The organism is Crateriforma conspicua (assembly GCF_007752935.1).
Classification (GTDB): Bacteria; Planctomycetota; Planctomycetia; order Pirellulales; family Pirellulaceae; genus Crateriforma; species Crateriforma conspicua.
In genome coordinates this window covers 4,361,659-4,386,171 of sequence record NZ_CP036319.1, presented here as the reverse complement: position 1 = coordinate 4,386,171, position 24,513 = coordinate 4,361,659, and the positions used below count along the sequence as shown (strand labels likewise).

19 protein-coding genes and 1 tRNA gene are annotated in these 24,513 nt (G+C 58.3%); 12 read left to right on the top strand and 8 right to left on the bottom strand.

Features of this window, described 5'->3' with window-relative positions; all coding sequences use genetic code 11:
- Position 1: 1 nt before the first annotated feature.
- The 5 genes from Mal65_RS15975 to Mal65_RS15955 form a co-directional block, all read right to left on the bottom strand.
- On the bottom strand, positions 2-385 hold the full coding sequence (locus Mal65_RS15975; protein WP_145304973.1) for a response regulator transcription factor: 384 nt from the start codon (positions 383-385) through the stop codon (positions 2-4).
- Positions 386-568: 183 nt separating this feature from the next.
- Positions 569-1,423, bottom strand: a complete 855-nt coding sequence (locus tag Mal65_RS15970) for an alpha/beta hydrolase (RefSeq protein ID WP_145299618.1) — start codon at positions 1,421-1,423, stop codon at positions 569-571.
- 548 nt (positions 1,424-1,971) lie between these two features.
- Complete coding sequence (gene mdh, locus Mal65_RS15965) at positions 1,972-2,919, bottom strand: malate dehydrogenase (protein WP_145299615.1); 948 nt, start codon at positions 2,917-2,919, stop codon at positions 1,972-1,974.
- A 352-nt stretch (positions 2,920-3,271) separates the two neighbouring features.
- Positions 3,272-4,132 carry an SDR family NAD(P)-dependent oxidoreductase gene (locus Mal65_RS15960; protein ID WP_145299612.1) on the bottom strand — a complete coding sequence of 287 codons (861 nt, stop codon included), beginning with the start codon at positions 4,130-4,132 and terminating at the stop codon, positions 3,272-3,274.
- Positions 4,095-5,156 (bottom strand): DUF6807 domain-containing protein, encoded by a 1,062-nt coding sequence (locus Mal65_RS15955; RefSeq protein WP_165701319.1) that lies wholly within the window; start codon positions 5,154-5,156, stop codon positions 4,095-4,097. Before Mal65_RS15955 ends, Mal65_RS15960 begins: the two co-directional genes overlap by 38 nt.
- 473 nt (positions 5,157-5,629) lie before the next feature.
- On the opposite strand from Mal65_RS15955, the gene Mal65_RS15950 reads away from it, so the two are divergent.
- From Mal65_RS15950 to sugE, 5 genes are all read left to right on the top strand, one after another.
- On the top strand, positions 5,630-7,705 hold the full coding sequence (locus Mal65_RS15950; RefSeq protein ID WP_196784216.1) for a DUF1549 and DUF1553 domain-containing protein: 2,076 nt from the start codon (positions 5,630-5,632) through the stop codon (positions 7,703-7,705).
- Between the two features lie 121 nt (positions 7,706-7,826).
- On the top strand, positions 7,827-9,125 hold the full coding sequence (locus Mal65_RS15945; RefSeq protein WP_145299607.1) for a DUF1501 domain-containing protein: 1,299 nt from the start codon (positions 7,827-7,829) through the stop codon (positions 9,123-9,125).
- Between the two features lie 74 nt (positions 9,126-9,199).
- Complete coding sequence (rimO, locus tag Mal65_RS15940; protein WP_145299604.1) at positions 9,200-10,627, top strand: 30S ribosomal protein S12 methylthiotransferase RimO; 1,428 nt, start codon at positions 9,200-9,202, stop codon at positions 10,625-10,627.
- Between the two features lie 647 nt (positions 10,628-11,274).
- Positions 11,275-12,204: a helix-turn-helix domain-containing protein gene (locus Mal65_RS15935; protein WP_145299601.1), complete on the top strand. Its 930-nt coding sequence runs from the start codon at positions 11,275-11,277 to the stop codon at positions 12,202-12,204.
- Between the two features lie 149 nt (positions 12,205-12,353).
- Positions 12,354-12,671, top strand: a complete 318-nt coding sequence (sugE, locus tag Mal65_RS15930; RefSeq protein ID WP_145299598.1) for a quaternary ammonium compound efflux SMR transporter SugE — start codon at positions 12,354-12,356, stop codon at positions 12,669-12,671.
- Between the two features lie 181 nt (positions 12,672-12,852).
- Here sugE and Mal65_RS15925 read toward each other — a convergent pair.
- Positions 12,853-12,925, bottom strand: a tRNA-Cys gene (locus Mal65_RS15925).
- A gap of 425 nt (positions 12,926-13,350) precedes the next feature.
- On the opposite strand from Mal65_RS15925, the gene Mal65_RS15920 reads away from it, so the two are divergent.
- The 3 genes from Mal65_RS15920 to Mal65_RS15910 are packed head-to-tail and all read left to right on the top strand — an operon-like array spanning position 13,351 to position 18,015.
- On the top strand, positions 13,351-14,301 hold the full coding sequence (locus Mal65_RS15920) for an AAA family ATPase (protein ID WP_145304971.1): 951 nt from the start codon (positions 13,351-13,353) through the stop codon (positions 14,299-14,301).
- Positions 14,298-15,794: a DUF58 domain-containing protein gene (locus tag Mal65_RS15915; RefSeq protein ID WP_145299595.1), complete on the top strand. Its 1,497-nt coding sequence runs from the start codon at positions 14,298-14,300 to the stop codon at positions 15,792-15,794. Before Mal65_RS15920 ends, Mal65_RS15915 begins: the two co-directional genes overlap by 4 nt.
- Positions 15,784-18,015 carry a transglutaminase-like domain-containing protein gene (locus Mal65_RS15910; RefSeq protein WP_145299593.1) on the top strand — a complete coding sequence of 744 codons (2,232 nt, stop codon included), beginning with the start codon at positions 15,784-15,786 and terminating at the stop codon, positions 18,013-18,015. Before Mal65_RS15915 ends, Mal65_RS15910 begins: the two co-directional genes overlap by 11 nt.
- A 39-nt stretch (positions 18,016-18,054) precedes the next feature.
- Here the strand turns inward: Mal65_RS15910 and Mal65_RS15905 are convergent, their stop codons facing one another.
- The gene (locus Mal65_RS15905) at positions 18,055-20,007 is read right to left on the bottom strand and encodes an ATP-binding protein (RefSeq protein ID WP_145299590.1); all 1,953 of its coding nucleotides are present in this window, start codon (positions 20,005-20,007) and stop codon (positions 18,055-18,057) included.
- 326 nt (positions 20,008-20,333) lie between these two features.
- Between Mal65_RS15905 and Mal65_RS15900 the strand changes: the two genes are divergently transcribed.
- Entirely contained in the window at positions 20,334-21,446 is a 1,113-nt protein-coding gene (locus tag Mal65_RS15900; RefSeq protein WP_145299587.1) for an AAA family ATPase, read from the top strand.
- 99 nt (positions 21,447-21,545) lie between these two features.
- Entirely contained in the window at positions 21,546-22,085 is a 540-nt protein-coding gene (locus Mal65_RS15895) for an RDD family protein (protein ID WP_145299584.1), read from the top strand.
- Between the two features lie 78 nt (positions 22,086-22,163).
- Here the strand turns inward: Mal65_RS15895 and Mal65_RS15890 are convergent, their stop codons facing one another.
- Positions 22,164-22,748 (bottom strand): anthranilate synthase component II, encoded by a 585-nt coding sequence (locus tag Mal65_RS15890; RefSeq protein WP_145299581.1) that lies wholly within the window; start codon positions 22,746-22,748, stop codon positions 22,164-22,166.
- Positions 22,749-23,084: 336 nt separating this feature from the next.
- Here Mal65_RS15890 and Mal65_RS15885 point away from each other — a divergent pair, with 336 nt between their 5' ends.
- Both Mal65_RS15885 and Mal65_RS15880 read left to right on the top strand, forming a co-directional pair.
- Positions 23,085-23,624 (top strand): DUF2617 family protein, encoded by a 540-nt coding sequence (locus Mal65_RS15885; RefSeq protein WP_174820174.1) that lies wholly within the window; start codon positions 23,085-23,087, stop codon positions 23,622-23,624.
- A 29-nt stretch (positions 23,625-23,653) separates the two neighbouring features.
- Positions 23,654-24,490 (top strand): HisA/HisF-related TIM barrel protein, encoded by an 837-nt coding sequence (locus Mal65_RS15880; RefSeq protein ID WP_145299575.1) that lies wholly within the window; start codon positions 23,654-23,656, stop codon positions 24,488-24,490.
- The last annotated feature ends 23 nt before the right edge of the window (positions 24,491-24,513 follow it).

Here is a 24,513-nt window from a genome sequence, read left to right as displayed (position 1 = left end):
ATCAATCCTGGTTCAGCAGGTTGTTGACCGCGTCGATCAAGCGGTCCATCGGAAATGGTTTGCGAATGTATTCGCTGACGCCCAGCAATTCGGCGTACGCTTGGTGACGATGCCCTTCATTGCCCGTGATCATCACGACCGGGAGCGGATCGTCACGCATTCGCCGCAGTTTTTCCAGTACGAGGAATCCACTGCGTTTGGGCATCATCATGTCCAGGATCATCAGATCTGGATTTTCTTGTTCGGCGACCGCCAGGCCTTGGTTCCCGTCGCGCGCGATGACGACTTCGTAACCTTCGCCTTCAAGCGCATAGCGAACCGATTCGATGATTTCGGCATCGTCATCGACGATCAGAATTCGTTTGCCGCTGGATTCAGCCGTCACTGGGAACCGCCTGGAAAAAGAAGCCACTCGGGGAGCATCATTGCCCTCGTGGAAACTTAACCACCGGCAAGCCCGGTCGACAAGCGGGGCGATGTAGGGAGTCGGCAAAGACGCAGGCCGAACCCAAGCGTTTTCGGCGACTTCGGCCTCGGCGGGGCCGTCAAGCGAACCGGCGGCGAAGCGTCAGTTTTGAGAAAAATTCAGCGACGGAGAGGTTTCCGGTTCACCGTCCACACAGACGTTTCCGGCAACGATGCGATTCATGATCCATTCGTTGACGTCCGACAATGTGACGGTATTCATCTCGTCATCGTCGACGTATTGCCGCACTTCGATGCGGCACTTGGTCATCAGCATTTGACGCAGATTGTCGGCCATCGTGGTGTTGTGGAAATGGTCGCCCTGCACTGCCCAGCTCCACAGCATGGACAATCGCTGACGTCGCAGGTCATTCAAGTCGCTGAACAGCCGGCGTCCTGTGGGCAAGGCACCACCCAAAGAAATCACGCCCGCGAATACCTCGGGATGACGCAGCGCTAATCGCAGTGCCATCGTGCCGCCACTGCGGTATCCGGCCAAAACAATCCGGTCCGGATGGATGGCAAACCGTCGTTTGGATTCGTCGATCGCCGAATTGATTTGTCGCCAAGCCGATTGCACGGCCGCTTCGGTGTCGGACCAGTCAAATCGATGACCGATCGCATCGCCGGCTTTCGCCCCGCGGACGCCGACGCCCACATAATTGCGAAGGCTGATGTGCGGCATCACCTGTTCGATTTGGGTTTCGTTAAAGCCGTCGTTATGCAGCCAGATGACCAGCGGGTACTGGTAGCCCGGTTCATAGTGCAGCGGCAGCAGGAACGTTCGTGCCGCGGGCAATTCATCCGTCGAATCTTCACCAACAATCGCCGACGAATCGGTCGTGGCGGCGACATCATCGGACCAGCCGCACGGTTCGTCTTTCCATGGCGATTTCCATGTCTCCGATGGCTCGGACGCTTCAGTGCTGAGACCGTCGGGGTCATGAAATCGTCGCATGGTTTCTTTGGAAGGAGGAACGTGCGGCGGACAAGGCGAGAGGCGGAGGTCGCGCAAAAGCGGGTGACAGTGGTGCGACCGCTTTGCCGAACACTGAACACCGGTTTCACGCCAGATAAGCGGAAGGTTAGGCGTCGCGCAAGACCGGTGTCAATGTCGATGACGCTGGTAAAAAACGGAGCAGCCGAATGGCATTCCGTTTCAATGTGATAAAGCGGAAATTGTAACCCTGGCGTGCCGCAGGCATCGTCTTTGGACTAGCAATGACGCTAGCAAAGACACATCCAAATGGACTGTGTTTTTACGATCAGCGGACCTGATCGATAAACTTGCCCGGAATGCATCGCGGTGGCAAAAACGCCAGCGACATACCGGCGACTTTGAGGAGCGGATCGCGTTTGATCGTGATGATGCAAACGCAATCCAGGCCATGCGATTGAATCCGATGACGCCCGGTTCGTTTGCCGTGTGTGCGAGCCCCGCGTGATCAACGCTGGCAACGCACGCGGTAAGCGTGCCAACACGGCGTCGGAATCCAAGGATCGGGTTTAAGCCGACAGCAATTCGTTCATCGAAGCGACCAGCGTCTTCACTGCGTTGACGCTGTTTTCAAAAGCGGACGTCTCGGTATCGGTCAACTTCAGTTCGATGATTTTTTCTACGCCGTCTTTACCCATGATCACGGGCACGCCGACGTAGTAGCCGCCGACGCCGTATTCACTCTCGCAAAGCGCGGCGACCGGGAGCAGACGTTTCTTGTCCTTCACGATCGCTTCGACCATCTGTGCACAGGCGGCCGAGGGAGCGTAATAGGCGCTGCCGGTCTTCAGCAACGAGACGATTTCGGCGCCGCCCTTTCGTGTGCGGTCGACGATTTCTTCCAAGCGACCCGCATCGATCAGTTGGGTAACGGGGATACCACCGACGCTGGTGCAACTGGGGATCGGCACCATCGTGTCGCCGTGACCGCCCATCAACAATGCACTGATGTCTTCGATGCTGACACCCAATTCCATCGCCAGGAACGTGCGATAACGTGCGGTGTCCAAAACGCCGGCTTGTCCGCACACCTTGGACTTGTCAAATCCGGTGACCTTCCACATCTGTTGGACCATCGCGTCCAGCGGGTTGCTGACGACGATCACCACGGCGTTCGGGCTGGTCTTTTTGATTTCGCTACCAACGCTGGTGATGATTTTGGCGTTGGTCGCCAGCAGGTCGTCGCGGGACATGCCAGGTTTCCGCGGAATGCCCGCGGTCACTACGATCACATCGCTGTCGGCCGTGTCGGCGTAGTCGGTGGTGCCCGTGACATTGGCGTCATAGCCCATGATGGGCGACGCTTGCATCAAGTCCAACGCCTTGCCGGCCGGCATGGTTTCGGTTTGCGGAATATCCAACAAGACAATGTCGCCAAGTTCGGCTGCGGCACACCAGTGCGCACAGGTTGCTCCGACGTTGCCGGCTCCGATGATCGAGATCTTGGCGCGTCGCATTGCTATCTGCCTCGTGGGTCGTCTGGGGAAGAGTGGTGGAAAGTGAAGGATCGGAAAAAGGATGCCGGACATGTTTGGCCCGGCGGCGACTAATCGTCAACAAGCCGATCGGCGGGTCAACCAGGGGTCAGTGTGACAAGCGGTCTCATGGGCCACGATTGCCCGTTCAAAAACGCTCACTGACGCTGCGGACCAACGATCGGATTGGGGGTTTAATGCGGGGATACTGGCACCGGGATCTGGCCGATCGGATCGTCGTCAGCCGAAGACCTGCTTGTCGAAATACACAGTCTTGTCGAAATACACAGTCTTGTCGAAATACACAGTTCACCGAAACGGGTCGGGCGAAAGTCTAACCGAATTGCGATGGCGGATCGGGTTGCTGCCAAACACTCATGCCGCCATCGACCAACATTGTTTGTCCGTGAACGTGACGTGCCGCGTGGGACAGCAGGAATACGACCGCGTCGCCACAGACGTCTGCATCGGGAACCCGGCCGTTGGGAGTGTGTAATTCCATCCATTCTTGCAAGCGGTTTTGGTCGAGCGCCGGTCCGGTCAGCGGAGTGCGGACCAGCCCCGGCGCCATGCTGTTGACGCGAATGCCGTGCGGTGCCAGAGCGACACACAGCGATCGCACCATCGCCGCAACGGCGCCTTTGCTGGTGTCATAGGCGGTGTGGTCGGCTTCGGCCAGCATGCCGTTGATGGAACCGGTGAAGACCACTCGGCCTTCGATGCCTTTTGTGATCCAGTGTCGCGCGAACGCTTGCGTCAAGAAGTAACCGCACGCGACGTTCAAGTTCATCGTCGTCTGGTACGTCGACCAATCCATCTCCAAGAATGGACGATCGATGTAGGTCCCCACGTTGTTGACCAACAAACCCAAGTCGGGAAAACGATCCAACGCGGCGGCCAAGATGTCATCGACGTATCGCTGGGGTGGTTGCGAAAGGTCGGCGACCAGCAATTCGCCTTGGCGACCGTGCCGTCGGATGTCGTCCAAGACTTCCTGGGCCGAAGCGTCGTCGCGAACGCCGACCACGATCACATCAGCGCCCGCCCGCGCCACCGCTCGTGCGATCGCGGCGCCCACGCCTTGAGTCCCGCCGGTGACCAAGGCTTGACGACCGGCCAGCGAAAACGCGTTGTCGGATTCGGTCATCGTGATGCTGTCATTGTCCGGTGACCGGCGATACGGCGGCCGTCGCATACGCTTGTTCGTCGGCCAGGGTTTGCTGGCGGTCAAACGGTCCGTCATGGACGACGACGCGGTGGAACATGTTAATCGATTCACCGGCCGGCAAGCGATAGCCGTCGGTCTTGGGGCCGCCGTCGAAATGATGCACGCCGAACGGGTTGGCCGCGAACAATCCATAGGTCCGCACATGCCAGCGGCAGGGCGCGGCGTGGCTGGACGGGTGGTAGTGAATGGTGATCCCGGCATTGGGCAACGCTTTAAGTGTTTCATCATCAGCGTCGCTTTCGGTGGCACTGTCCGGTGCCGGACCGGTGTAGTCGACCCAGGGCGAAGCTTTGCCCCACGCCCCGCTGCCCTGATCGCCCGACTTGTTGATGATGCTGCCGCCCAGTTTCGCGTCGACCTTCATCGGCCCGGCAACTCGAATGCCGAAGGTGCCTTCCTTGGTATCGCCGAAATGGACTTCGTCATCGTCGGCGGTCAGACGAAAATCGCAATCGATGATCAAGCGTGCTTTTCCCCGGGCATCTTCAGCCAAACGGAACGTGAATCGACGGTGATCGGACAGGACACGCTTGCCTTCGGTCGAAAGCCAGTCGTTGGTGGTTTCGATCACCACCGAACCGTCGTCGTTGGCGCTGGCTTGGCCGGCGGTTTGTCGGATCGTACCGCCCTGACGTTCTTCACTGGTCGACCAGAAGTCTTGATCGTTCACTTCGCCGTGGGTCAGCCAAAGCGATCGATGGTGTGGGTGATCGTCACGTGTTTTCGGTCCCTGCGGACCCATCGGATAGTCGCGCACCACGCGGCGACCGGCCGGGCTGTGGATGGGGTAAACAATCGGTTTGCCGGCCGAATCCACCACGTAGCCCGCGATCACTTCATTGCCCGACAGAATCGTCCAGCCTTGTCCTTCGTCCGCCGGAACGACCGTCAACGCGCCGGTTGTCGTCGTCGTGGTCGTTTCCGCCTCAGCCGCTTGACCGCAAGCCAGGACGACAACGGCAAACGCCAAGCGTGCCGCCGGCTGAAACACGGATCGATGGAAACTTTCGAAACGGGAAAGACTCGCGCCAAGATTTCGATTCATAGTCAGCGTGCGAAGCAAATGGGGGGACGGGGTCAGCAGCGGGTGGGGCCGGTCAGCCTTGCGGCCAGCGGGATCCCCCCCCCCGCCTCAGCCGGGCTCTTTGGGGGAAGAGGTGGGAATCCGCCGTGTGATTCCGCGACGGATGCCCCATTTTTATCAAATCTGGTCATCGACAACGGGTTCAAAGGCTTGTTGTCGGCGTTAGCAACCTCGGGTGGTCGGATCCGACGGCGCAAATTGACGCAGCGTCGAAACGTTCGTCCACCAAAATCCGATTCCAGATCTTGTTTTAGCGGCTATGATATTAACATTGCCGGCTATCAATGGGTGCTGGTGATCCCTTTTCTGTATTCTTCGCGACATGACGTCGCGGACGACTTTGCTCAGTCTCGTTTTTTTTGCAGAGGTCGGTTTTGACGATGTCGTTCCTTCGGGCCGGCGGTCGCGCCGGATCCACTGACCCGCAGATCGCTGGTTTTCAGATCGCTGATTTGCAGACCACCAAGGTTCCCCGAGTGCGCCGACCGCGTGCTGGACGCCGTGTGAATGGTTTGGTTTGCATGTTGGTCTGTTTGCTGATCGCGGCCGGTTCAGCGGTTCCTGCGACGGCACAGCAAAATCGTGGCAAAGGCAAACCGGCGGCAAAAAAGCCTGCACCTCCGAAAATCCGCTTGCCCGAAAGCGTGCGACGGGCTCCCAAATCGACGATGAAGGTCACCGGCGTCGGCCGATCGTCTCGCAGCGAAGCCCAGCTGATGGCGGCCGAGATCGACCGCTTGATTGAACGTGCGTTGGTCCAAGGCGGACAATTGCCCAATGACATGACGGATGATTCGACGTTCGTCCGACGCGTCTATTTGGATGTCGCCGGCCGCATCCCGACGCTGCAGGAAACCCAAGCGTTTTTGGATTCCGATGATCCGATGAAACGCGAAGACTTGATCGACCAGTTGTTGGGCAGCCCCGATTCGGTCAGCCACTTCTACAACGTCTGGGCGGACACCTTGCGGATCGTCGATCGACCGCAGCCCAACATCATTGGCAACCCGTTTTCGCATTACGTCAAGGAAGCCATTCGCACAAACAAGCCCTATGACGACTGGGTTTATGAAATGCTGACAGCCGACGGAAAATCGTGGACGAATCCCGCGGTGGGCTATCAGTTGCGTGATGACGGCATGGCGTTGCCGTACATCGACAACACGGTACGTGTCTTCTTGGGAACGCAAATCGGATGCGCCCAGTGTCACGATCACCCCTTCGCCGATTGGACGCAGTACCAGTTCTATGAATTGGCCGCCTTCACCGCAGGCGTGCGGACGCGAATTCAGCGTGGCGACCCGGGTTTCGAAAAACAGAACCCCGCTCAGAAATTGATCAACCAGGCCAAGAACGACTTTGACAAAGGCCGCGTGCCGGGATACTTCCAGCGTCTGGCTCGTGCGAACACCTATGTTGTCAGCGAAAAGCCACGCAAACTGCGTTTGCCCAAAGACTACGCCTACACCGACGCCAAGCCGGGTGAGGTCGTTGAACCCGCGGTGCCGTGGGGCGAAGTGCCCGATTCGAATCAATTCAAAACGCCGCGGCAAAAATTTGCCGCATGGTTGACGTCGCCGGAGAACCCTCAGTTCAGCAAGATGATCGCCAACCGTCTGTGGCGACAATTCACCGGCGTGGGCTTGGTTGAACCCGTGGACGATTTCAACGACGACAATCCGCCCAGCAACGAAGCGATGATGGAATACTTGGCCACCGCGATGGTCGACACCGGTTTCGACATGAAGCAGTGGATGCGCGGCGTGCTGTACAGCAAAACCTACCAACGTGAATCGGCGGTTTACGATCCAACGTCCGACGAACCGTTCCTGTACGCCGGTCCTGCAATCCGGCGAATGTCGGCGGAACAGGTTTGGGATTCAATGCTGACCCTGGCCGTGGTCAACCCGATGCCGTTTCAACGTCCATCGGCGAAAGACTATGCCGAGGTGGTGGACATTGATTTTTCGAAGATCACGTATCAACAGTTAAAGCAACAGTCGGAAACGTTCCGCGATACGTACTTTGCCGCCGGATACAACCGATCCTTGAACCAGCACGCATACAAAGGCAACGTACTTTGCCGAGCCAGTGAGTTGCCCAGTCCGGCCCCCAGCCAACACTTTTTGCGACAGTTCGGCCAAGGCGATCGGGAAACCATCAACGGCGCCGAATTGTCCGCGACGGTGCCCCAGATTTTGGCGATGTTCAATGGCCCTATCACTCACGTGATGTTGGAAGCGGGGTCGTCGATCGTCGACAACGTCTCGTCGGAGCGGACCGTTCGTGATCGCATCGACGCGGTCTTTTTGTCGGTTCTGTCGCGTCGCCCCAGCAGCATCGATCGCGGTGTGGCGTCCAGCGAACTGAAACGTGAACAGACTCGTCCTCACGTCGCCTTTGGCAACATCATTTGGGCGCTTTTGAACACTCGCGAATTCATGTTCATCCACTGATCCACTGGCTGTTGCGGTTTCGGTTTGACGGTTACAGCGTTCGACCGAATCCAGCCGGGTCTCGGCGGGCAACCCCTTTTCGCACTCGTCATCGGTTCCTTTCACCCAGGTCAACATCGCGATGCCACGCACTGAATTTACTCATGAAGACCGCCGGCAATTCATGCAGCGGATCACGCGGACATGTTTGGGCGTGACGTTCGCCGGCAGCGCGGCCGGATCAAAGTTCTTGGACCAGCCGGCGATTGCCGCTTCAAGTGGACGCGCCGGCAAGGCCAAGCACGTCATCTATTTGTTCATGGACGGCGCGATGACTCACTTGGACACGTTTGATCCCAAGGTCGGCGTGGAAGAGGCGGGAGAGACCAAAGCGATTCAAACGGCGGTCCCCGGCATGCAGTTCGGCGATCGGTTTCCGAAGCTTGCTAAGCTGGCCGGCGCGCTGGCGGTGATCCGATCGCTGAGCACCGAAACCGGGGCGCACGAACAGGCCCGCTATCTAATGCGGACGGCGTACAAGCAGATCAACAGTATCCGGCACCCTGCCCTGGGGGCGTGGATGCAGGACCAACTGGGACGCGTCAACAAGGAACTGCCCGGCAACTTCTTGATCGGCAATGGCGACCGCCATCCGGGCGCAGGCTTTTTGGAACCTTCGTTGGCACCGGTGCCGATTGCCAATCCGCAATCGGGCCTGCAGAACATCAAGCTGCCCGGGTACGTCGACGACACGATGTTCCAACGCCGACTGACGTTGGCGTCCCGATTTGACCGCCAGTTCCAAAACGTTCACAAGAGCCGCGAACTGGAATCTTACAACCAGCTGTATCACGAAGCCCGGCAGTTGATGGGCAGCGAACATCTGAAAGTCTTCAACCTGAAAGACGAACCGGCGGCGGTCCGCGAAGCCTATGGGAACAACAAACTGGGCCAAGGCTGCTTGTTGGCCCGTCGTTTGGTTCAAAGCGGTGCACGATTTGTCGAAGTTAGCGACGGCGGCTGGGACATGCACCAGGACTTGTACGGTCGGTTGACCGACAAGGCGGCGGCGTTGGACACGGCACTCAGTTCACTGCTACGTGACTTGCACGCCAAGGGAATGCTGGACGAAACCCTGGTGGTCCTGACGACGGAATTCGGACGCAAGCCGAACGTGAACCAGAATGCCGGCCGCGATCACCATCCGGGGGCGTTTTGCAGTCTGCTGTCGGGTGCCGGGATCAAGATGGGGCAGGTCTATGGTGCATCGGACGAAAAAGGGCACAGCGTTGTGGACAACCACGTGACGATCAGCGATTTCAACAAGACGATCGCGGCCGCCGCGGGGCTGCCGACGGACGAGGATTTCTATGCCCCCAACGGCCGCCCGTTCAAGATCGGTGGTGCGGAAGGACAGCCGATCCAGGCCCTTTTGAGCTGACTGGGCGGCGGAGACCGGTTTTTGCCGGAAACTTCCGTTTGCCAGAAACCGCGGCGGTCGGTTTAATTCCCGCTATGAAACTTCCCATCGTTACCGATACCGCGTCTTCCAATGCCCCCTCGCCGGCCGAATCCACCGGTGACGGAAAGGCACGCGGTCAATATGCCGTCGTCAGTCTGGGGTGCCCCAAAAACCTGGTCGATACCGAACAGATGCTGGGGCGTTTGGACCATGACGGCTATCGGATGGTCCCGGATGTCGACGATGCCGACTTTGTGATCGTCAACACGTGCGGCTTCATTGAATCGGCTCGCGACGAATCGCTGGGCGCGATCGACGAAATGCTGCAGCTGAAACGCGACGGCAAGATCCGTAACGTCGTCGTCACCGGTTGTCTGGCCGAACGTGGGCAAGGCGAACTGCTGAAGGAACGTCCCGAAATCGATGCGATGGTCGGCGTTTTTGGGCGGAACGACATCGTCGCGGTGATCGATGATCTGTACAGCGGGCTGGAAGAACAGCGGACGGTTTTCAAGCCCGCCGCGATCCAGCCGCTTTCCGATTCGATGCGATCGGCCATCACCCCACGGCACTTCGCTTATTTGAAAATCAGCGAAGGTTGTGACCGGTTGTGTACGTTCTGTGCGATCCCAAAGATGCGCGGAAAGCACTACAGCAAGCCGATCGAACAAGTCGTCGACGAGGCCAAACGGCTGGGTGACAGCGGCGTCCGTGAAGTCGTCGTGGTCGCACAAGACACGACCTATTACGGCATGGACTTGTACGGTCGCCCTCGCTTGACCGAATTGCTGACGGAATTGGACAAGATCGAATCCATCGATTGGATCCGGCTGATGTACTTTTATCCGATGTACATCGACGACGATTTGATCGACGTCATTGTCGGTGCCCGGCGTGTGTTGCCCTACATCGACATGCCGCTGCAACACGCCAGCGACACGATGTTGAAACGCATGTCGCGAAAGACCACTCGCGCCAGCCAAGAAGTGATCTTGGAAAAGCTACGGCAACGTATCGACAATCTGGTCATGCGGACCACCATGATCACGGGATTCCCCGGTGAAACCGATGACGATTTCCGTCAACTGTGTGACTTTGTCGCTGAACAAAAATTCGAACACTTGGGTGTGTTCACTTACAGCGTCGAACCGGACACGCCGGCGGCGAAACTTCCGGGCCGGGTGCCCGAAGACGTCTCGCTGCGACGTCAAGAAGAACTGATGGCGATTCAGCAGCAGATCGCCTTTGAGTGGAACGAGAGTCGTGTCGGAACCGCTGTCGATGTGTTGATCGATGCGGAAGTTCCCGATCAGCCCGGCCTGTTCATGGGCCGCAGCGTGGCCGAAGCACCCGACATCGACGGCGTGGTGTTTGTTTCATCCGATGACCAAACATCGACGATCGAAGTCGGGCAAATGGTCCGCTGTGAAATCGTTGTGGCCAACGGCTACGACGTTGTGGCCGCGCCATTGGATGATTGATGCCCTGGCGTTCCGGCGGCGATGTGAATGCAGCCGCCAGCCGGGCAGTATCGGCCGAGAATGATCGGCGTCGGAAAAATCCACGATGTCGGGGTGAGCACGACATCGTTACTGCCCCCCGTGCTGGCTGAGGCAACCGTGCGTCCCGACCGGTGGTGGGGACACCGATCGAGACGCATCGAATGTGTGATGAAGCATCATGCGACTTCACGGCGACGGCGGTCGACGTCAGGAGTGACAGTGCGTCGGACGGCGTCACTAAACCCTGTCACGCGGACTTGGTGAATGCGTGTCGATTTGGACGAATTCGATCCTTGATCGAACGTTTCATCGATCGCTGTCCGTGCGCGATCGATACGACCCGACGTATCAAACCCTGATTCACGGACGTCATACCCCTTGGCGGTGCGGGGGCCAGAGACGCGTTTGAGCTGAATGATCGCTAGTGCCGGCAGCCTCGGTCCATTCTGCGCAGACCGACTAGCGGATCAAAGCGTCCGAAACCGAGCAGGTTCTTGGCGATACAGACATGGAAACGGTTCAAATCGACCGCGCCCCAATCATTTGGGTGGCAAATTTGTTTTGACAGAATCAAAACAATCGTTTGCCGTCGCACCACAAATGCCCCACGCCTCGCGGATGGTCCCATGCAGCAGCATCTTTCCAGCATTCAAGCGTCGCGTTTGCTCGGCGTCAGCCGGTCGACGGTCAAACGAATGTGCGATGAAGGGACGTTGTCGGTAGTGCGAACGCCAGGCGGCCACCGTCGCATCGCGGGTGATTCGATTCGCAGGTGGATGAACGACCGCTCCGACACGAATGCATTCAGCCAGCCTGGTCCCAAGCGGCGAACCAGCGTCCTGGCCACCGACCGGGTGGTGGACATGTTGGTCGGGGGCCGCAGCATCGATCTGGCCGACGCCATCGTTCGGCGCTGGCGTTCGATGCAGCGTAGTGGTGCAAACGACGTTTTCGCGTCGGCTCGAGAGCTGGCGGAAGTCATGGACCAAACGGTCGCGCCCGCGTTGTGGGAGGTCGGCCGTCGATGGGAATCGGGTCGCTTTTGCGTGTACCAGGAACACGAATGCACCGCGACGCTGTGCGATGCGTTGTCGATGGTGAAACAACAGATGCGAACGGGACCGATGCTGTCGATGACGGAATCGTCCGGCCATCGGTCATCAACGGCGATCAACGATAAGCCCGACGATCAGATCCACGCGGTCGGTTGTGCGGTCGGTGACGAACAACACGACGTCGCATCCAAGATGATCGAGTTGGTTTTGACCGCCGCTGGAATGACGACCCGATCCCTGGGGGCGGCGTTGCCCGTTGACAGTCTGCAAGCGGCAATCAACGATTACTGTCCGCAGATTGTCTGGCTGACTTACACTTGTGTGCAGCAGCCAGACAGCGTGGTTCAGATCAATGATCGTTTGTTTTCGTCGTTGCGTCCCGGACAGCGTTTGGTCGTGGGTGGACAGGCGCTGACGCAGTCGCTTCGTCGCCAAATGCGATTCCATTTCGCCGGCGATTCGCTGTGCCATCTGTTGGATTACCTTGTCGACTTGCGATAAGGTCGATCCGGGAAACATGCCGATTCGGCGACACCCCGCAAGCACGCCTTATCGCGGCGTCGTCGCGTGGCGTGACCATCATGGAAGTGGGGACGACCCCACCGCTCCGGTTCATTCAGGGACGGCCCTGCGGATGCTGTGAATCGAAGATGGCTTGGCTCTTTTTGGTCATCGCCGGCCTGTTGGAAATCGTTTGGGCGATCGGCATGAAGTATTCCGATGGCTTCACCAAGTTTTGGCCGACGGTCGGAACCTTGGCGGCGATGGTGGTCAGTTTCGGATTGTTGGGCGCCGCCATGCGCACCTTGCCCGTCGGAACGGCTTATGGCGTTTGGGTGGGCATCGGAACGGTGGGCACTGTGTTGCTGGGGATCGGATTGTTCAACGAATCCGCCGATCCGATTCGCATGCTGTTCGTCGGCCTGATCATCGCCGGCATCATCGGGCTGAAGATGACCGCGGCATAGAAGCAAGTTACGCCGGGGGCGGGAACGCCACGGATCAAAGATGGTGGCATCAATGGCGTGCTGGACGACCTGGTGCGACGTCGAAGAGCGTGGGCGTTGATTCACCGTCCACCGGTCAGCATCAGAAGAGTTTGGAAGAAACCAAACGCCGAGGGAGGCAAGAAGGCCTCCGATTCAAAAGAGGCGACGGTGGGATTCGAACCCACGAATAAAGGATTTGCAATCCTTCGCCTTAGCCGCTTGGCCACGTCGCCTGTTGATTCGCGTTTCAATCGCAATGTTGCGGATCGCCCGCACCGACGTGACGGCGACCGCTTTGGTCACTGCCCCGCACGTTGAAAACGCGAAAATAGGATGATCTTCCGGTTTAGTCAAGGTTGGCAGGTTTGTGCAACTTTCGACGACCAATCCGATCATGACGGTACTATCGGACCATCGGGCATGGTTCCTTTAGGAAGAAATGCAGCGGTTTTGTCCTGTCGGCATGGAATTACGGTCGCCTGGGCCTCCCTGAGCCGGGTGCGGATTTGCTGCATGGAAATGGGGCTAGCTGGACGGTTAAACTGACCACGGTTCAGCGATTGCGTCCGAAAGACAACACTTCATTGCGGGAGACACCGTGTCCGGAAGCCCCTTGGCCACGCCGTCGGAAACACAATCGGACGACGGCACGACGGCGATGCCGGATCCGTCGGACGCGCGGCAATTGCGGGCGCATCTGGCCGACGTGCAACAGAGTTTGGAATCGGTCATCCGCGACAAATCTGCGGTGATCGAAAGAGTACTGACCGCGGTGCTGGCCGGTGGATCGGTCTTGTTGGAAGACGTCCCAGGGGTCGGAAAGACGACGTTGGCGAAATCGGTCGCCGCGTTGATCGACCTGAAATACCAACGGATCCAGTGCACCCCCGATTTGCTGCCCGCGGACATCTTGGGCGGAGCGATTTATCAACCGTCCAGCGGGACTTTTGAATTCCGCCCCGGACCGGTGTTTTGCAATCTTTTGATCGCTGACGAAATCAATCGCGCGTCGCCGCGGACCCAAAGTGCCCTATTGGAGGCGATGGCCGAATCGCAGGTCACGATTGACGGAAAACGCTACGACTTGGAACAGCCGTTCATTGTCATCGCGACACAGAACCCGTCGGGCTTTGAAGGCACGTTCCCGTTGCCCGAAAGTCAGCTGGACCGGTTCCTGATGCGGTTGTCGATGAGTTACCCGAATCCCGAGAGCGAGGTCGACCTGCTGCTTCAGCAACGCGTGTACGAGCCGTCGGCCAATCTGAAGCCGATTCTGCATCGCGAATCGCTGTTGAAACTGCAGGCAGAAGTTCAAAACACGACGTTGGATCGAAAGGTTGCCGGATACCTGGTGGACATCGTCGGACTGACGCGTCGAGATCCTCGGCTGCGTGTCGGTTGCAGTCCACGTGGTTCAAAAATGCTGATGCGTGCGGCACAAGCCCATGCATTGTTGAAAGGCCGCGATTTTGTAATGCCCGACGACGTGGCGGAACTTGCCCCCGATGTGCTGTCCCATCGCGTGGTTTCGCGATCGGTGTCGGCCACCATGGAAGAAGTCGGCGAGATTCTTCGCGATATCGTTTCGCAGGTGGAGGTGCCTGTTTGAACTCGACAGCATCCAAGGACCGAATCTCGCGTCACACCGAATCGCGTCCGACGCGACGTGGGGTGTTCTGGACGCTGCTTCGTTTTCCCGTGCGAGTCTTTCGCTGGGTGCGGGCAACGATGACTCCGGTGTCGATCACCTTGCTGTTGATCACCATCGTGACGTTGAATGTCATCTGGGGTTATCCGTGGACGGGAATGTTTGCGGCCTGTTGTTCGATGCTGTTTTTCGGCTGGATCGCCAATCGTGCATTTGGGCCACGATTGGATGTCGACGTGATGTCGGCGGTCGCTTGCGAAGCGGGCCAATCCATGATGGTCCGCGTTCATGTGCGCAACGCCGGACGGCTGCCGATCTTGCAAAGCTGGTTTCAGCTGGGGCGACTCAACCGGGACGATGCCACCTCACGTTTGACGTCCGCGGGTGACATTGCCGCGACGACGCAATGGTCGTCCCGACGAACAACCGACTGGATCGTTCAGTCGTCGCGGCGACGTCTGCCTTTCTTGCGACCGGGTGAATCGATCGACCTGAATTATTCACTGGTTCCACAACGGCGTGGACGGCGCCGCTTGCCGGCGGTGAACTATGCGTCCACATTTCCGTTTCACCTGTTTCGGTTCAGCCGCGGGCACCGCATCGACGAAATGGTGACCGTCACGCCCCGACCTCTGACCGGCGATGACGGGGACGAAGCGATGCAGTTGATTCAATCGGTGGGACAATGGGCTCGGCGAATTTTGGCTGGTGAATCAATGGAATACACCGGCAGTCGCGAGTACCAGGTCGGGATGTCGGTTCGACGGTGGGATTTTGCATCTTGGGCCAGGCTGGGGAAGCCGATTGTTCGCGAATTCAGTGCCAACAGCGTGATCCGCGCGACGGTGTTGGTGGACACTTCGCTGACGATCCCGCCGTTGTCGTCCAAAGCGAGTCGGCGAGACCGTCGACGGCGGATGCAGCATGACCGTCAACGGCTGGAAAAGCTGTTGAGCGCCGCCGCAACAGTCGTGCATCGATTGACCGAGGATGGCATTCAAGTCGACTTGGCGATTACGGGACAGGACAGCGAACAGGGAAACTTAGGAACCGTGACGCAGGGTGCCGTGAACCAGGCGATGCCGTTGCTGATGCGATTGGCGGTGGCCGATCGTTGTGGTCCTGAGGACGCCGTTGAAACGATTGCTCAAGCGAGTATTCGGGTGGGGGCGGGCTCTTTATTGGTACTGCGAAACGAATCTTATGACCCGGCGCAGGCTCAAGCGTCGTTGGTCCGATCCGGCTTACCCGTGGAACTGACTGACACCGTCGGATCCGTCGATCCAGCACTGGACGGCCAGGCTTTGCTGCCGCACCAAGCAAAGGTGTTGGTGATCGACGAAAAGACGACCAACTTTGCCGCCTCCGGTGCAACCAGTGGTAACGAACCGACCGGTGTCACCGCGACAGTGGGACAACCGTCAAGCCGGATGGAGCCGATCGATGCTGCATGATCGCTTGATTCTGAACGGATTGCTGTTGGGATTAGGGTTGTTCGTCGGTTCGACGTTCGACACCACATCGATGTTGTTGCCACTGCTGTTGCTGGCCAGCATCGTCGGCCAACATTCGGCGTATCGCCGTCAACAGCGCGAAGGAAGTGGCGCGCACAGTCCTGGTTCGCGACAACGCCTTGCTTTCTTAGCACCGATGATCGCCATCGTGTTGGCAGTTGCATGGCGATCGCGTCAGTATGGTGGCGATAACGCCAACCCGATCCAGGCCGCTGCGGACATGATCGCGCACGGCTGCGTTTTTGCGTCGATGGTCGGTTGGGTGATGCGGCCCAACCGCGGGCACGTTTTGATGTTGGGCGGCGGGTTGGCGGCCGTTCTGGCTTGTGTTTTGGTCGGTGGCGCCAGTCAGACGATTTTGGGACAAACCACCGTCGGCGTTGTGACCTGTCTTTCGTTTCTTGTCGCGGCACAAATCATCGGCTGGGCTCCGCTGGAACACGCCGGACAACAATCCGGTTCCTCCGAACGTCGCCGCGATGTCGCGTTGACGTCGTCGATCGATGGCGAAAGCTGGTTGGTGCGATTGGCTTCGGGCCCCTGGATGTTTTCGGCTGTTGCGGCGACCGGGATTTTGACCGGGACGACGCTGATGGCCCAGGCGGCCGGTACTCTGTTGCCCGATATCCAAAAGCGATTGCAGGACCAGCTGAACAATTCGCTTGATGCACTGAGCGATCGGATCGTGATCGCGGGTATGTCGTACGTTCACGGTTCCCGGTTGGGAGTGATCCGAAATCACATCTTGGCTTCGCCAGAGGAGATTGCCTTTCGCGCTTTTGCCGATTCCGCACCCGGCTACCTACGTGGCACGGTTTTCGACACCTATCGGTCCAGACGATGGTTATTGAGCAGTGAGTCCAGCCTTGGGCGACGACGCAACAGCGATTTGACCGTGATCTTTGCTTCGAAGACCGGCACAAGTCCCACGTTTGGTGCGATCAGCGACGAATTGCTTCGCTTTCCCGTTCGTGATGAAGACTATTCGCCCGGCGGACGCGTGCTGGCGGATCCGGCCGGGGCACCAACCCGTCAGACGAAGACCATTGAGGTTCACAATCGACCGGAAAAGGGACTGGTGATTTTTACATCGCTCAACACGCGATGGATCGAAGCGGTGGCTGACAGCATTCAGTTGACCAGTCACGAAGTCATCGAATCGGGGGTCAACATCACCGAGCCCTACGTGTTGGGCGTTGTCAAAGATCCGATTCGGCAGGCGATTGCACCGGAGCAGCGAGACGCTCTGTTGCGTGTGCCTGGTCCGTTGGAATCGACCCTTGCAACGTTTGCGGAAATGTTGTGCACCCGCGAAAAAACTGCCCAGCAAAACGCACAATCGGTCGCGCAGTTCTTTCAATCAAAGTTCGAGTATTCGCTGAATCAGGATTCTCGACCGCCACGCGGTGTCGATCCGCTGAAGTATTTTTTGGACACGCGGCATCCGGCACACTGTGAATACTTTGCCTCCGCCACCGCATTGATTCTTCGACAGGCGGGAATCCCAACACGGTATGTCACGGGGTACGTGACTTGGGAAAAGAGCACCGAAGAAGAATATTACTTGGCACGAAACCGAGATGCCCATGCATGGGTCGAAGCGTACGACGACGAGAATCAAGTGTGGTTTGCGGTCGAATCGACGCCCGGTCGACGGTACAGCCAACTGGATTTTGAAAATCAGGCCGACCTGGCCAGCGACGATGACTGGTACAACGCAAACCAAGTCGGCGAAGGAGATTCCGGGCTGTTTTCCTGGCTGTACGGGCGCTTGATCGGCAGTGGTGTGATTGCGTTTTTCTCGTCCAGCATCCGGTCGGTCCAGTTGCCGTTGTTTGTCTTGTTGGTCGGCTTGGTCTGGTTTCGTGGACGCATTCGTCGACAGCAACATGATACGGACGATGACGTTCGCGCCCGACGAATGTTGCGTCATGTTGATCGCAAGGTGAAACGGTATTCACTGATCCGCCATAGCAACGAAACATTGCATCGATTCGCCGATCGAGTGGAACAGGCTTCCGTGGACGCTTTGTCGCGTTTCCAGCAAACCAATCGTGGCGTGGATCAGCAGCAATCCGATCGATTGGCGTCCATGGCCGATTGGTATCGACGGTACGCGGCGGATCGCTATCGCGGTCGGACGCCGACGCCGTTCGCGTGATCATCGATCACGCCGGCATTTGGAAACGACGATGCTGGATCAGGAATTTTCGGTGTCGTGGTCGGTGACGACCGCGTCATCGGGCATGGTCGTGCTGTGAATGGCCCCGGTGGAGTCCGTTTTTTCGCAGGGCAGCCAAATCCGAAAACAACTGCCGCGTCCGACCGGCGAATCCAAAACTTGAATGTCGCCGTCATGTTCACGCAGGATTTTGGCACTGACGGGCAATCCCAAGCCCGTCCCCGTGGAACCCTTGCTAGATTCAAATAGCGAAAAGATTTTTTCGCGTTGTTCCGGCGGCACGCCCAGGCCGTTGTCGATCACATCGACTCGCCATCCGTGGCCGGCAACAAATTTTGTTTGCACAAACACTTTGGCTTGGTCTTCGCCATCGTTCGGAACGTCTTCGGCCAGTGGACCGGTGGGGGTGTGTGACGTCAGGCTTTCCAGTGTGTCCGAGGTCGATGAAATGTCGTCGGTGGTTTGTTCGGTGGACCGAATTTCCGTCACCGAATCGGTCACATCGTCTCGGGCATCCACACCGGCCTTGGCTGCGTCGATCGCGTTGGTGACCAGGTTCAGCAATGCGCGGTGGATCGCGTCGGGATCGAATTTTGCGATCGGTAAATCTTCGGCCAAGTCGCAGCCCAACTGGACGTCCAGTTCGCGTGCCCGGCTGTGCATAAGTTCGATCACGTCGGACACGGTGGCATTCAAGTCCGCATCGATTCGTTCGGGTTCGCGTTCTTTGGAAAATGACAGCATGTCCAAGACCAAGTTGGAAATGCGATCCTGATTGCGTTCAACGATCGACCAGCCGCGTCGTACCGCGTCGTTGTCGTCACGTTTCAGCCCCGCATCGATCAAATAGCTGCCGCCGCGGATGCCTTGCAAGATATTCTTTACGTGATGGCTGATCATCGCGATCGTTTGGCCCATCGCCGCCAAGCGTTCGCTTTGCACCAGTGCCGAATAGTAAAACGTGTCTTCGATCGCAAGCGCCGCTTGATATCCGATGGCCGTGATCAAACGCAGGTGTTCGTCGGTGAACCTTGGCTGGCCGCCGCTTTGCATCAGCCGTCCCGGCGAACTGTAGGTGTCAACGTACAAGGCACCGACGATGTCATAACGGCCTTGCAGCGGCACACACAACGCTTCGCGGACACCCGCCTGGACAATCGACGCGGCCGATTCGAAACGGTCGTCGCCTTTCGCATCGGTTGTACGGACACCTTCGCGACGGTCGATCACATAGTCCAGGATGGTCCGGCTGATCGCGATCCGTTCGTCCGAGTTGACCTTTGTCGCCGATGAAGAATCGGACTTCGGCGACGCCGCCAGGTGAAGCGAATCCGATTTACCCAGCGATTTGTTGGGTTTGGATAGTTGGCGGTCGCATCGTGCGGCGGGCTGTAATTGGCCGGTGTCCGGATCTTTCAGCATGATGCAGCCGCGATCCGCATCGACCCAGTCAAAAACCAATTGCAGGATCCGGTCCAGCACGGTGTCCAGGTCTTCGCCACGTCCGACGGCGATCGCGGTTCGATAGATGACTTCCAACGATCGTTCGGCGTCCGATGCCGACGGCGGACCGGTCGCAGCGGAACGTGAAAGCGACGAGACGATCTGGCTAGCTTCGCTGTCACGTGACTTGCCGACGATGTCGACACCGTGGGCGGCATCCAGGGATGCTGGCAGCCCGGTGCCGGTAAAAATCATCAACGACTGGCCGATTTCGATTCGATCACCGCTTTGCAGCCAGTGGTTTTGAACTTTTTCGCCGTTGATGCGGGTCCCGTTGCTGCTGCCCAGATCCAGCAGTTGGTACTTGCCCGCGGTCGCTTGGCAGCGGATTTCCGCGTGCGTCCGCGATACCTCACTGTCCAGCAGCTGGATGTCACAGTGGCCTTCGCGTCCGATCCGATGAACGGCCGAACGCAGCTGGAAATAGGATCCCTGGTTGCGGCCGCGAACTACAAACAGGGAAGCCATGGGAAGAATCGTCGAAAATAAATAGCTGGGGCAACTGTCCAGGCGGCCAGTCCGAACGGTGCGGCGGCCCACGGTCGTACCAGCCGGTCCGACCTGCCACCGTTGATTGGTGGTCGCATGGATTGGCATTGCACCGATTGTGATCGGCGCAGCGTCTGTGAAGAATGTACCACACGTTTGGGCCATCTTTCACGTTGGCCGGCAACCAATCACGTTGGTCCACAAACGCGGTCGACCCGTCCGCTGTTGGCGGTTCGCATTGCTCCGATCACAGCGGACATGGTCGACACGCCGCCCACACCCCCCGTTTTCGACGACGCCCACCGATGCAAGAACCCAACGCATTTCGCGACCAGGATTTCCAGGACAATGCATCAGCCGGCGAAGTGGATCGCGATCCGTCATCCGGCCAACGGAAGTCGGCGACCGTCGACCCCACCGACGATTTGGTCGCGGCCAGGCAATTGGTCGAAGCCTGTCAAGCGATTCGTCACCAAGTCGCCCAGGTCGTGGTGGGACAAGACGATGTGATCGAGCAATTGTTGATCGCGATCCTGGCTCGAGGGCATTGTTTGTTGGAAGGGGTGCCGGGACTGGCCAAGACTTTGATGGTCCGTACGTTGGCACAATCGATGCATTTGGATTTTCGTCGAATCCAGTTCACCCCCGACTTGATGCCCGCGGACATCACCGGCACCGACATCATCCAAGAGGATCCGGAGACGAATCGTCGGCAATTGGTGTTTCAACCGGGGCCGGTCTTCACGCAAATGCTGTTGGCTGACGAGATCAACCGAACGCCGCCGAAGACCCAGGCGGCTTTGTTGGAAGCGATGCAGGAACACGAAGTCACCGCGTCGGGGCACACGTATCGGCTGAAAGAGCCCTTCTTTGTTTTGGCCACGCAGAATCCGATCGAGCAAGAAGGCACGTATCCGTTGCCCGAAGCCCAGCGGGACCGATTCTTGTTTCATGTCTTGGTCAATTATCCGAATCGTCAAGAAGAAGCCGAGATCATTGACCGCACCACCTCCACATCGGATCTGAAAGTCCGCGCGGTGGTTTCGGGCGACGACATGGTTCGATTTCAATCGCTGGTTCGCCGTGTGCCCTTGCCCCAGCACGTTCGTGATTGGGTGCTGGAAATGGTCTGTTCGGCGCGACCGAGTGATCCATCAAGTCCGGCGTGGGTGCGCGAGTTCGTTCAGTGGGGTCCCGGGCCGCGTGCATCACAGCAATTGGTTTTGGCCGCCAAAGCCAGGTGTTTGTTGCATTCACGCAGCGTGGTCAGCGTGGAAGATGTCCAGGCCTTGGCCCATCCCATCTTGCGACACCGAATGGTCCCGACCTTTGCGGCCGAAGCGGATGGCATCCGTGTGGATGATCTAATTGATCGGCTGATGGATGAGACGAAACAAGCGGATCAGTCGGCGCTGTAACTGGTTGCATCGACGCGTCGGAGACGTGATATGATTTGGCGGCCCCCCCCAGTGCCCCCCTGCGCCGTTTCAATCCATGGTTACCGCTGAGTTAACGCAATGAGCCAAAGTAATCCGTACGCACCGACTGCTGAAACGATGTCCGCCGATCCGTTCACCACGGTGCCGCAGTCCACCGCGCTTGCGACATTGGGCGAACGATTTCTTGGGGCACTGATCGATGGCGTGATTCAGTTGGTGCTGATCATCCCGTTTTCGTTCGGAATCGGTTTCGCCTTTGCCGCCGCCGTGGGTGTTGAAGGGGTGGAGACCTATCAATATGCGATCGAAGCGGCGGGGGCTCTGGTCGGCGTTGCGATCTTCTTGGCGTTGAACGGATACTTGCTGGCAAGCAAGGGCAAGACGATCGGCAAAGTCGTGATGAAGACGACGATCGTGCACCGCGACACCGAACAACTGCTGCCGTTCTGGCCGCTGATCGGCAAACGTTACGCCTGGCTGTGGGCGTGCAGTCTGATTCCGATCGTCGGTGGGGTCATCCCGTTGATCGACGCCTTGCTGATTTTCCGCAGCAATCGCGCTTGCTTGCACGACGACATCGCGAAGACGAAAGTCATCAAGGACCAGATTCTCGCCTGATCAGTAAGGCCCCACGTTTGCATGCCGCGTGACGTTTTTGCGGCGGCAACGTTTTTGTCCGTCGGACGATTCGGCTGGCTATTTCGACCAGTTCAGAAAGCGACGTAGCAGTTCAACACCGGGCTGGGTCAGGAAGCTTTCCGGGTGAAATTGCCAGCCTTCCAACGGATACTCGCGGTGGCGGACGCCCATGATTTGGCGATTGCCGCCGGTGTCGGTCCAGGCCGAAACGATCAAATCATCGGGACAAGTTTCCGGGTCGATTACCAAGGAGTGATAGCGGGTGGCGATGAACGGCATCGGCACGCCGGCGAACAGTCCGCCATCGTCGTGATGAATCTGGTCCGTTTTCCCGTGCATCAATTCGGGGGCACGAATGATGTCGCCGCCGAACGCTTGGCCGATCGACTGGTGCCCCAAACAGACGCCCAGCAGCGGAACCTGACCGGCGAACCGACGCACGCACTGGACGCTGACACCCGCTTCGTTGGGCGTGCAAGGGCCGGGCGAAATGATCATCCGAGACGGATGCAATTCGGCGATCGCATCGACCGACATTTCGTCATTGCGAATGACGCGAACGTCGACTGCACCGTCAATTTCACCCAACCGCTGGACCAGGTTGTAGGTGAAGGAATCGTAATTATCGATGACAACGACCATGAGCCTGCACCGGCAGCGAATGTCAATGGGAAAATGCGGAAAGGAATCGAAAAACGGATTCTTCGAAATCGCCGGCGTAAACGATCTTGCGCCGTCTTTGACGCAAAGCTTATAATGCACGGGCCGACAGGGACAGCGACCCCGTTTCACGGGTAACGATCCCATGAAACGTGCGTTCAACAACAACGTGTGTTCAACTGCGATTCACCAACGGTGTCGGCCTGGACGGCTTGATCTTTGCGGCACGCGTGCCGGCGTCTTGTCGTTCCAGGCGGCGTTACCGCGGGCGGCTCGATCTAGCGATTCTTTTCCTCTTTGAATTTTGGACGTCTCGTTTTGCTTTCGGTTCGCCCCAAAGTTGCCGAATTGGCTTTTCATGTGTTCAGCCGCTCGCTGCACCCGGAACTGTACGTGGTGCATCAGAGTCGGCGGATTGAACGCAGCAACTATGAATCGCGGATCGAATTGACCAATTGTGGCCACGTCGTGACGTGGAACGCGGCCGGCGGCACCCTGTGCGAAGTCGCCACCAGTGCCCGCCAACCACTGCCCAAGCGGCGTTGTTTGTTGACCCAGCCATTGAAGGGCAGTCGCACCGAAACGGCCGAATGCCGTGGCGGTGTCAGCTATCGAACCCACTTTCAATTGGAATCGGTTGAACCGGACATGTTCTGGATGGTTCAAAAACAACTGGGCAACGGTCCCACCGAAGGCCTGCTGCACCGTTTCGATTCCAGCGGACGAATGGCCTTTGGTGCTCTCAGCTACATCAACATCGAATTGCGGTTGCGTTCGATGCTGGTCCAAGCCATCCACACCTTTCCCGACGATTACGCGATCGTGAAAGTCGAATCGCTGTTCTCGTTGGAAGCTTGATCTATCCAGGATCGGGGTGAATCGAATCGATGAGCGGGGGCGATGCAAAAACGACCGAGGACCAGCGTACGCAAGCCGAAGCAGTGCCCCCGGTGCCGGGGACAGCGTCCTGGGATCTGACCCGCTGTGTCGCCGTGCTGGACTTGGCCGATCATCATGCGGTGCATGCAGTCGCCGGGCACCGTGAATCGTATCGTCCGATTCGTTTGTCGGCCGATGCGTCCAATGCCGGTTCGGTGATTGCATTGACCGATCACTACCTGCGGCTCGGCTTGCGGCAGTTCTATCTGGCGGATCTGGATTCGCTTTGCGGCCGCGAACCACAGTGGCCAACCTTGCGGCGTATCCTGCGTCACTTGGCACACCAAGGCGGAATCCGTTGTTGGATCGACCTGGGGTGGACCGGCCAAGAGTCGCCGGAAATTCACGGTGAAGTCAGCCGAATCAGCCGCCAGTACAGCTGGGTGCGTTGGGTGATGGCTAGCGAATCGCTGGCAAACGTGGATGCTCTACAAAAGCGATGTCCACCGATCGGTACTGATCGGATGGTCTTTAGTTTCGACTTTCGTGGCGGCGAATTCTGGTCGCGCGGCCCTAGCCTGCAACAGTGGCTGGAAACTGTACAGCAGCAGTCCATCGACACGGCGATCATCCTGGATGTCGCTCAAGTAGGAACCGCGTCCGGTGGCAGCGATCCGATGCAGTTGTGCCGCGACGTGATCGGACAATATCAAACGATGGGCGGTCCAGCGGTGCGGTGGATCAGCGGTGGTGGAGTGCGAAACGCCGATGATGTTCGCAATTTCGTGGACGCCGGCTGCGATGCCGTGCTGGTGGCCACCGCGATGTTGCCGCCACAAGACTGACGTTCGTGGTCGATCTGAAAGAT

Coding starts and splice junctions, on each gene's coding strand:
- Mal65_RS15960 (WP_145299612.1), bottom strand. CDS start 4,132: ATGCGACGGCCGCCGTATCGCCGGTCACCGGACAATGACAGCATCACG.
- rimO (WP_145299604.1), top strand. CDS start 9,200: ATGAAACTTCCCATCGTTACCGATACCGCGTCTTCCAATGCCCCCTCG.
- Mal65_RS15890 (WP_145299581.1), bottom strand. CDS start 22,748: ATGGTCGTTGTCATCGATAATTACGATTCCTTCACCTACAACCTGGTC.
- Mal65_RS15950 (WP_196784216.1), top strand. CDS start 5,630: ATGTCGTTCCTTCGGGCCGGCGGTCGCGCCGGATCCACTGACCCGCAG.
- Mal65_RS15970 (WP_145299618.1), bottom strand. CDS start 1,423: ATGCGACGATTTCATGACCCCGACGGTCTCAGCACTGAAGCGTCCGAG.
- Mal65_RS15935 (WP_145299601.1), top strand. CDS start 11,275: ATGCAGCAGCATCTTTCCAGCATTCAAGCGTCGCGTTTGCTCGGCGTC.
- Mal65_RS15920 (WP_145304971.1), top strand. CDS start 13,351: ATGCCGGATCCGTCGGACGCGCGGCAATTGCGGGCGCATCTGGCCGAC.
- sugE (WP_145299598.1), top strand. CDS start 12,354: ATGGCTTGGCTCTTTTTGGTCATCGCCGGCCTGTTGGAAATCGTTTGG.
- Mal65_RS15895 (WP_145299584.1), top strand. CDS start 21,546: ATGAGCCAAAGTAATCCGTACGCACCGACTGCTGAAACGATGTCCGCC.
- Mal65_RS15900 (WP_145299587.1), top strand. CDS start 20,334: ATGCAAGAACCCAACGCATTTCGCGACCAGGATTTCCAGGACAATGCA.
- Mal65_RS15905 (WP_145299590.1), bottom strand. CDS start 20,007: ATGGCTTCCCTGTTTGTAGTTCGCGGCCGCAACCAGGGATCCTATTTC.
- Mal65_RS15880 (WP_145299575.1), top strand. CDS start 23,654: ATGAGCGGGGGCGATGCAAAAACGACCGAGGACCAGCGTACGCAAGCC.
- Mal65_RS15945 (WP_145299607.1), top strand. CDS start 7,827: ATGCCACGCACTGAATTTACTCATGAAGACCGCCGGCAATTCATGCAG.
- Mal65_RS15910 (WP_145299593.1), top strand. CDS start 15,784: ATGCTGCATGATCGCTTGATTCTGAACGGATTGCTGTTGGGATTAGGG.
- mdh (WP_145299615.1), bottom strand. CDS start 2,919: ATGCGACGCGCCAAGATCTCGATCATCGGAGCCGGCAACGTCGGAGCA.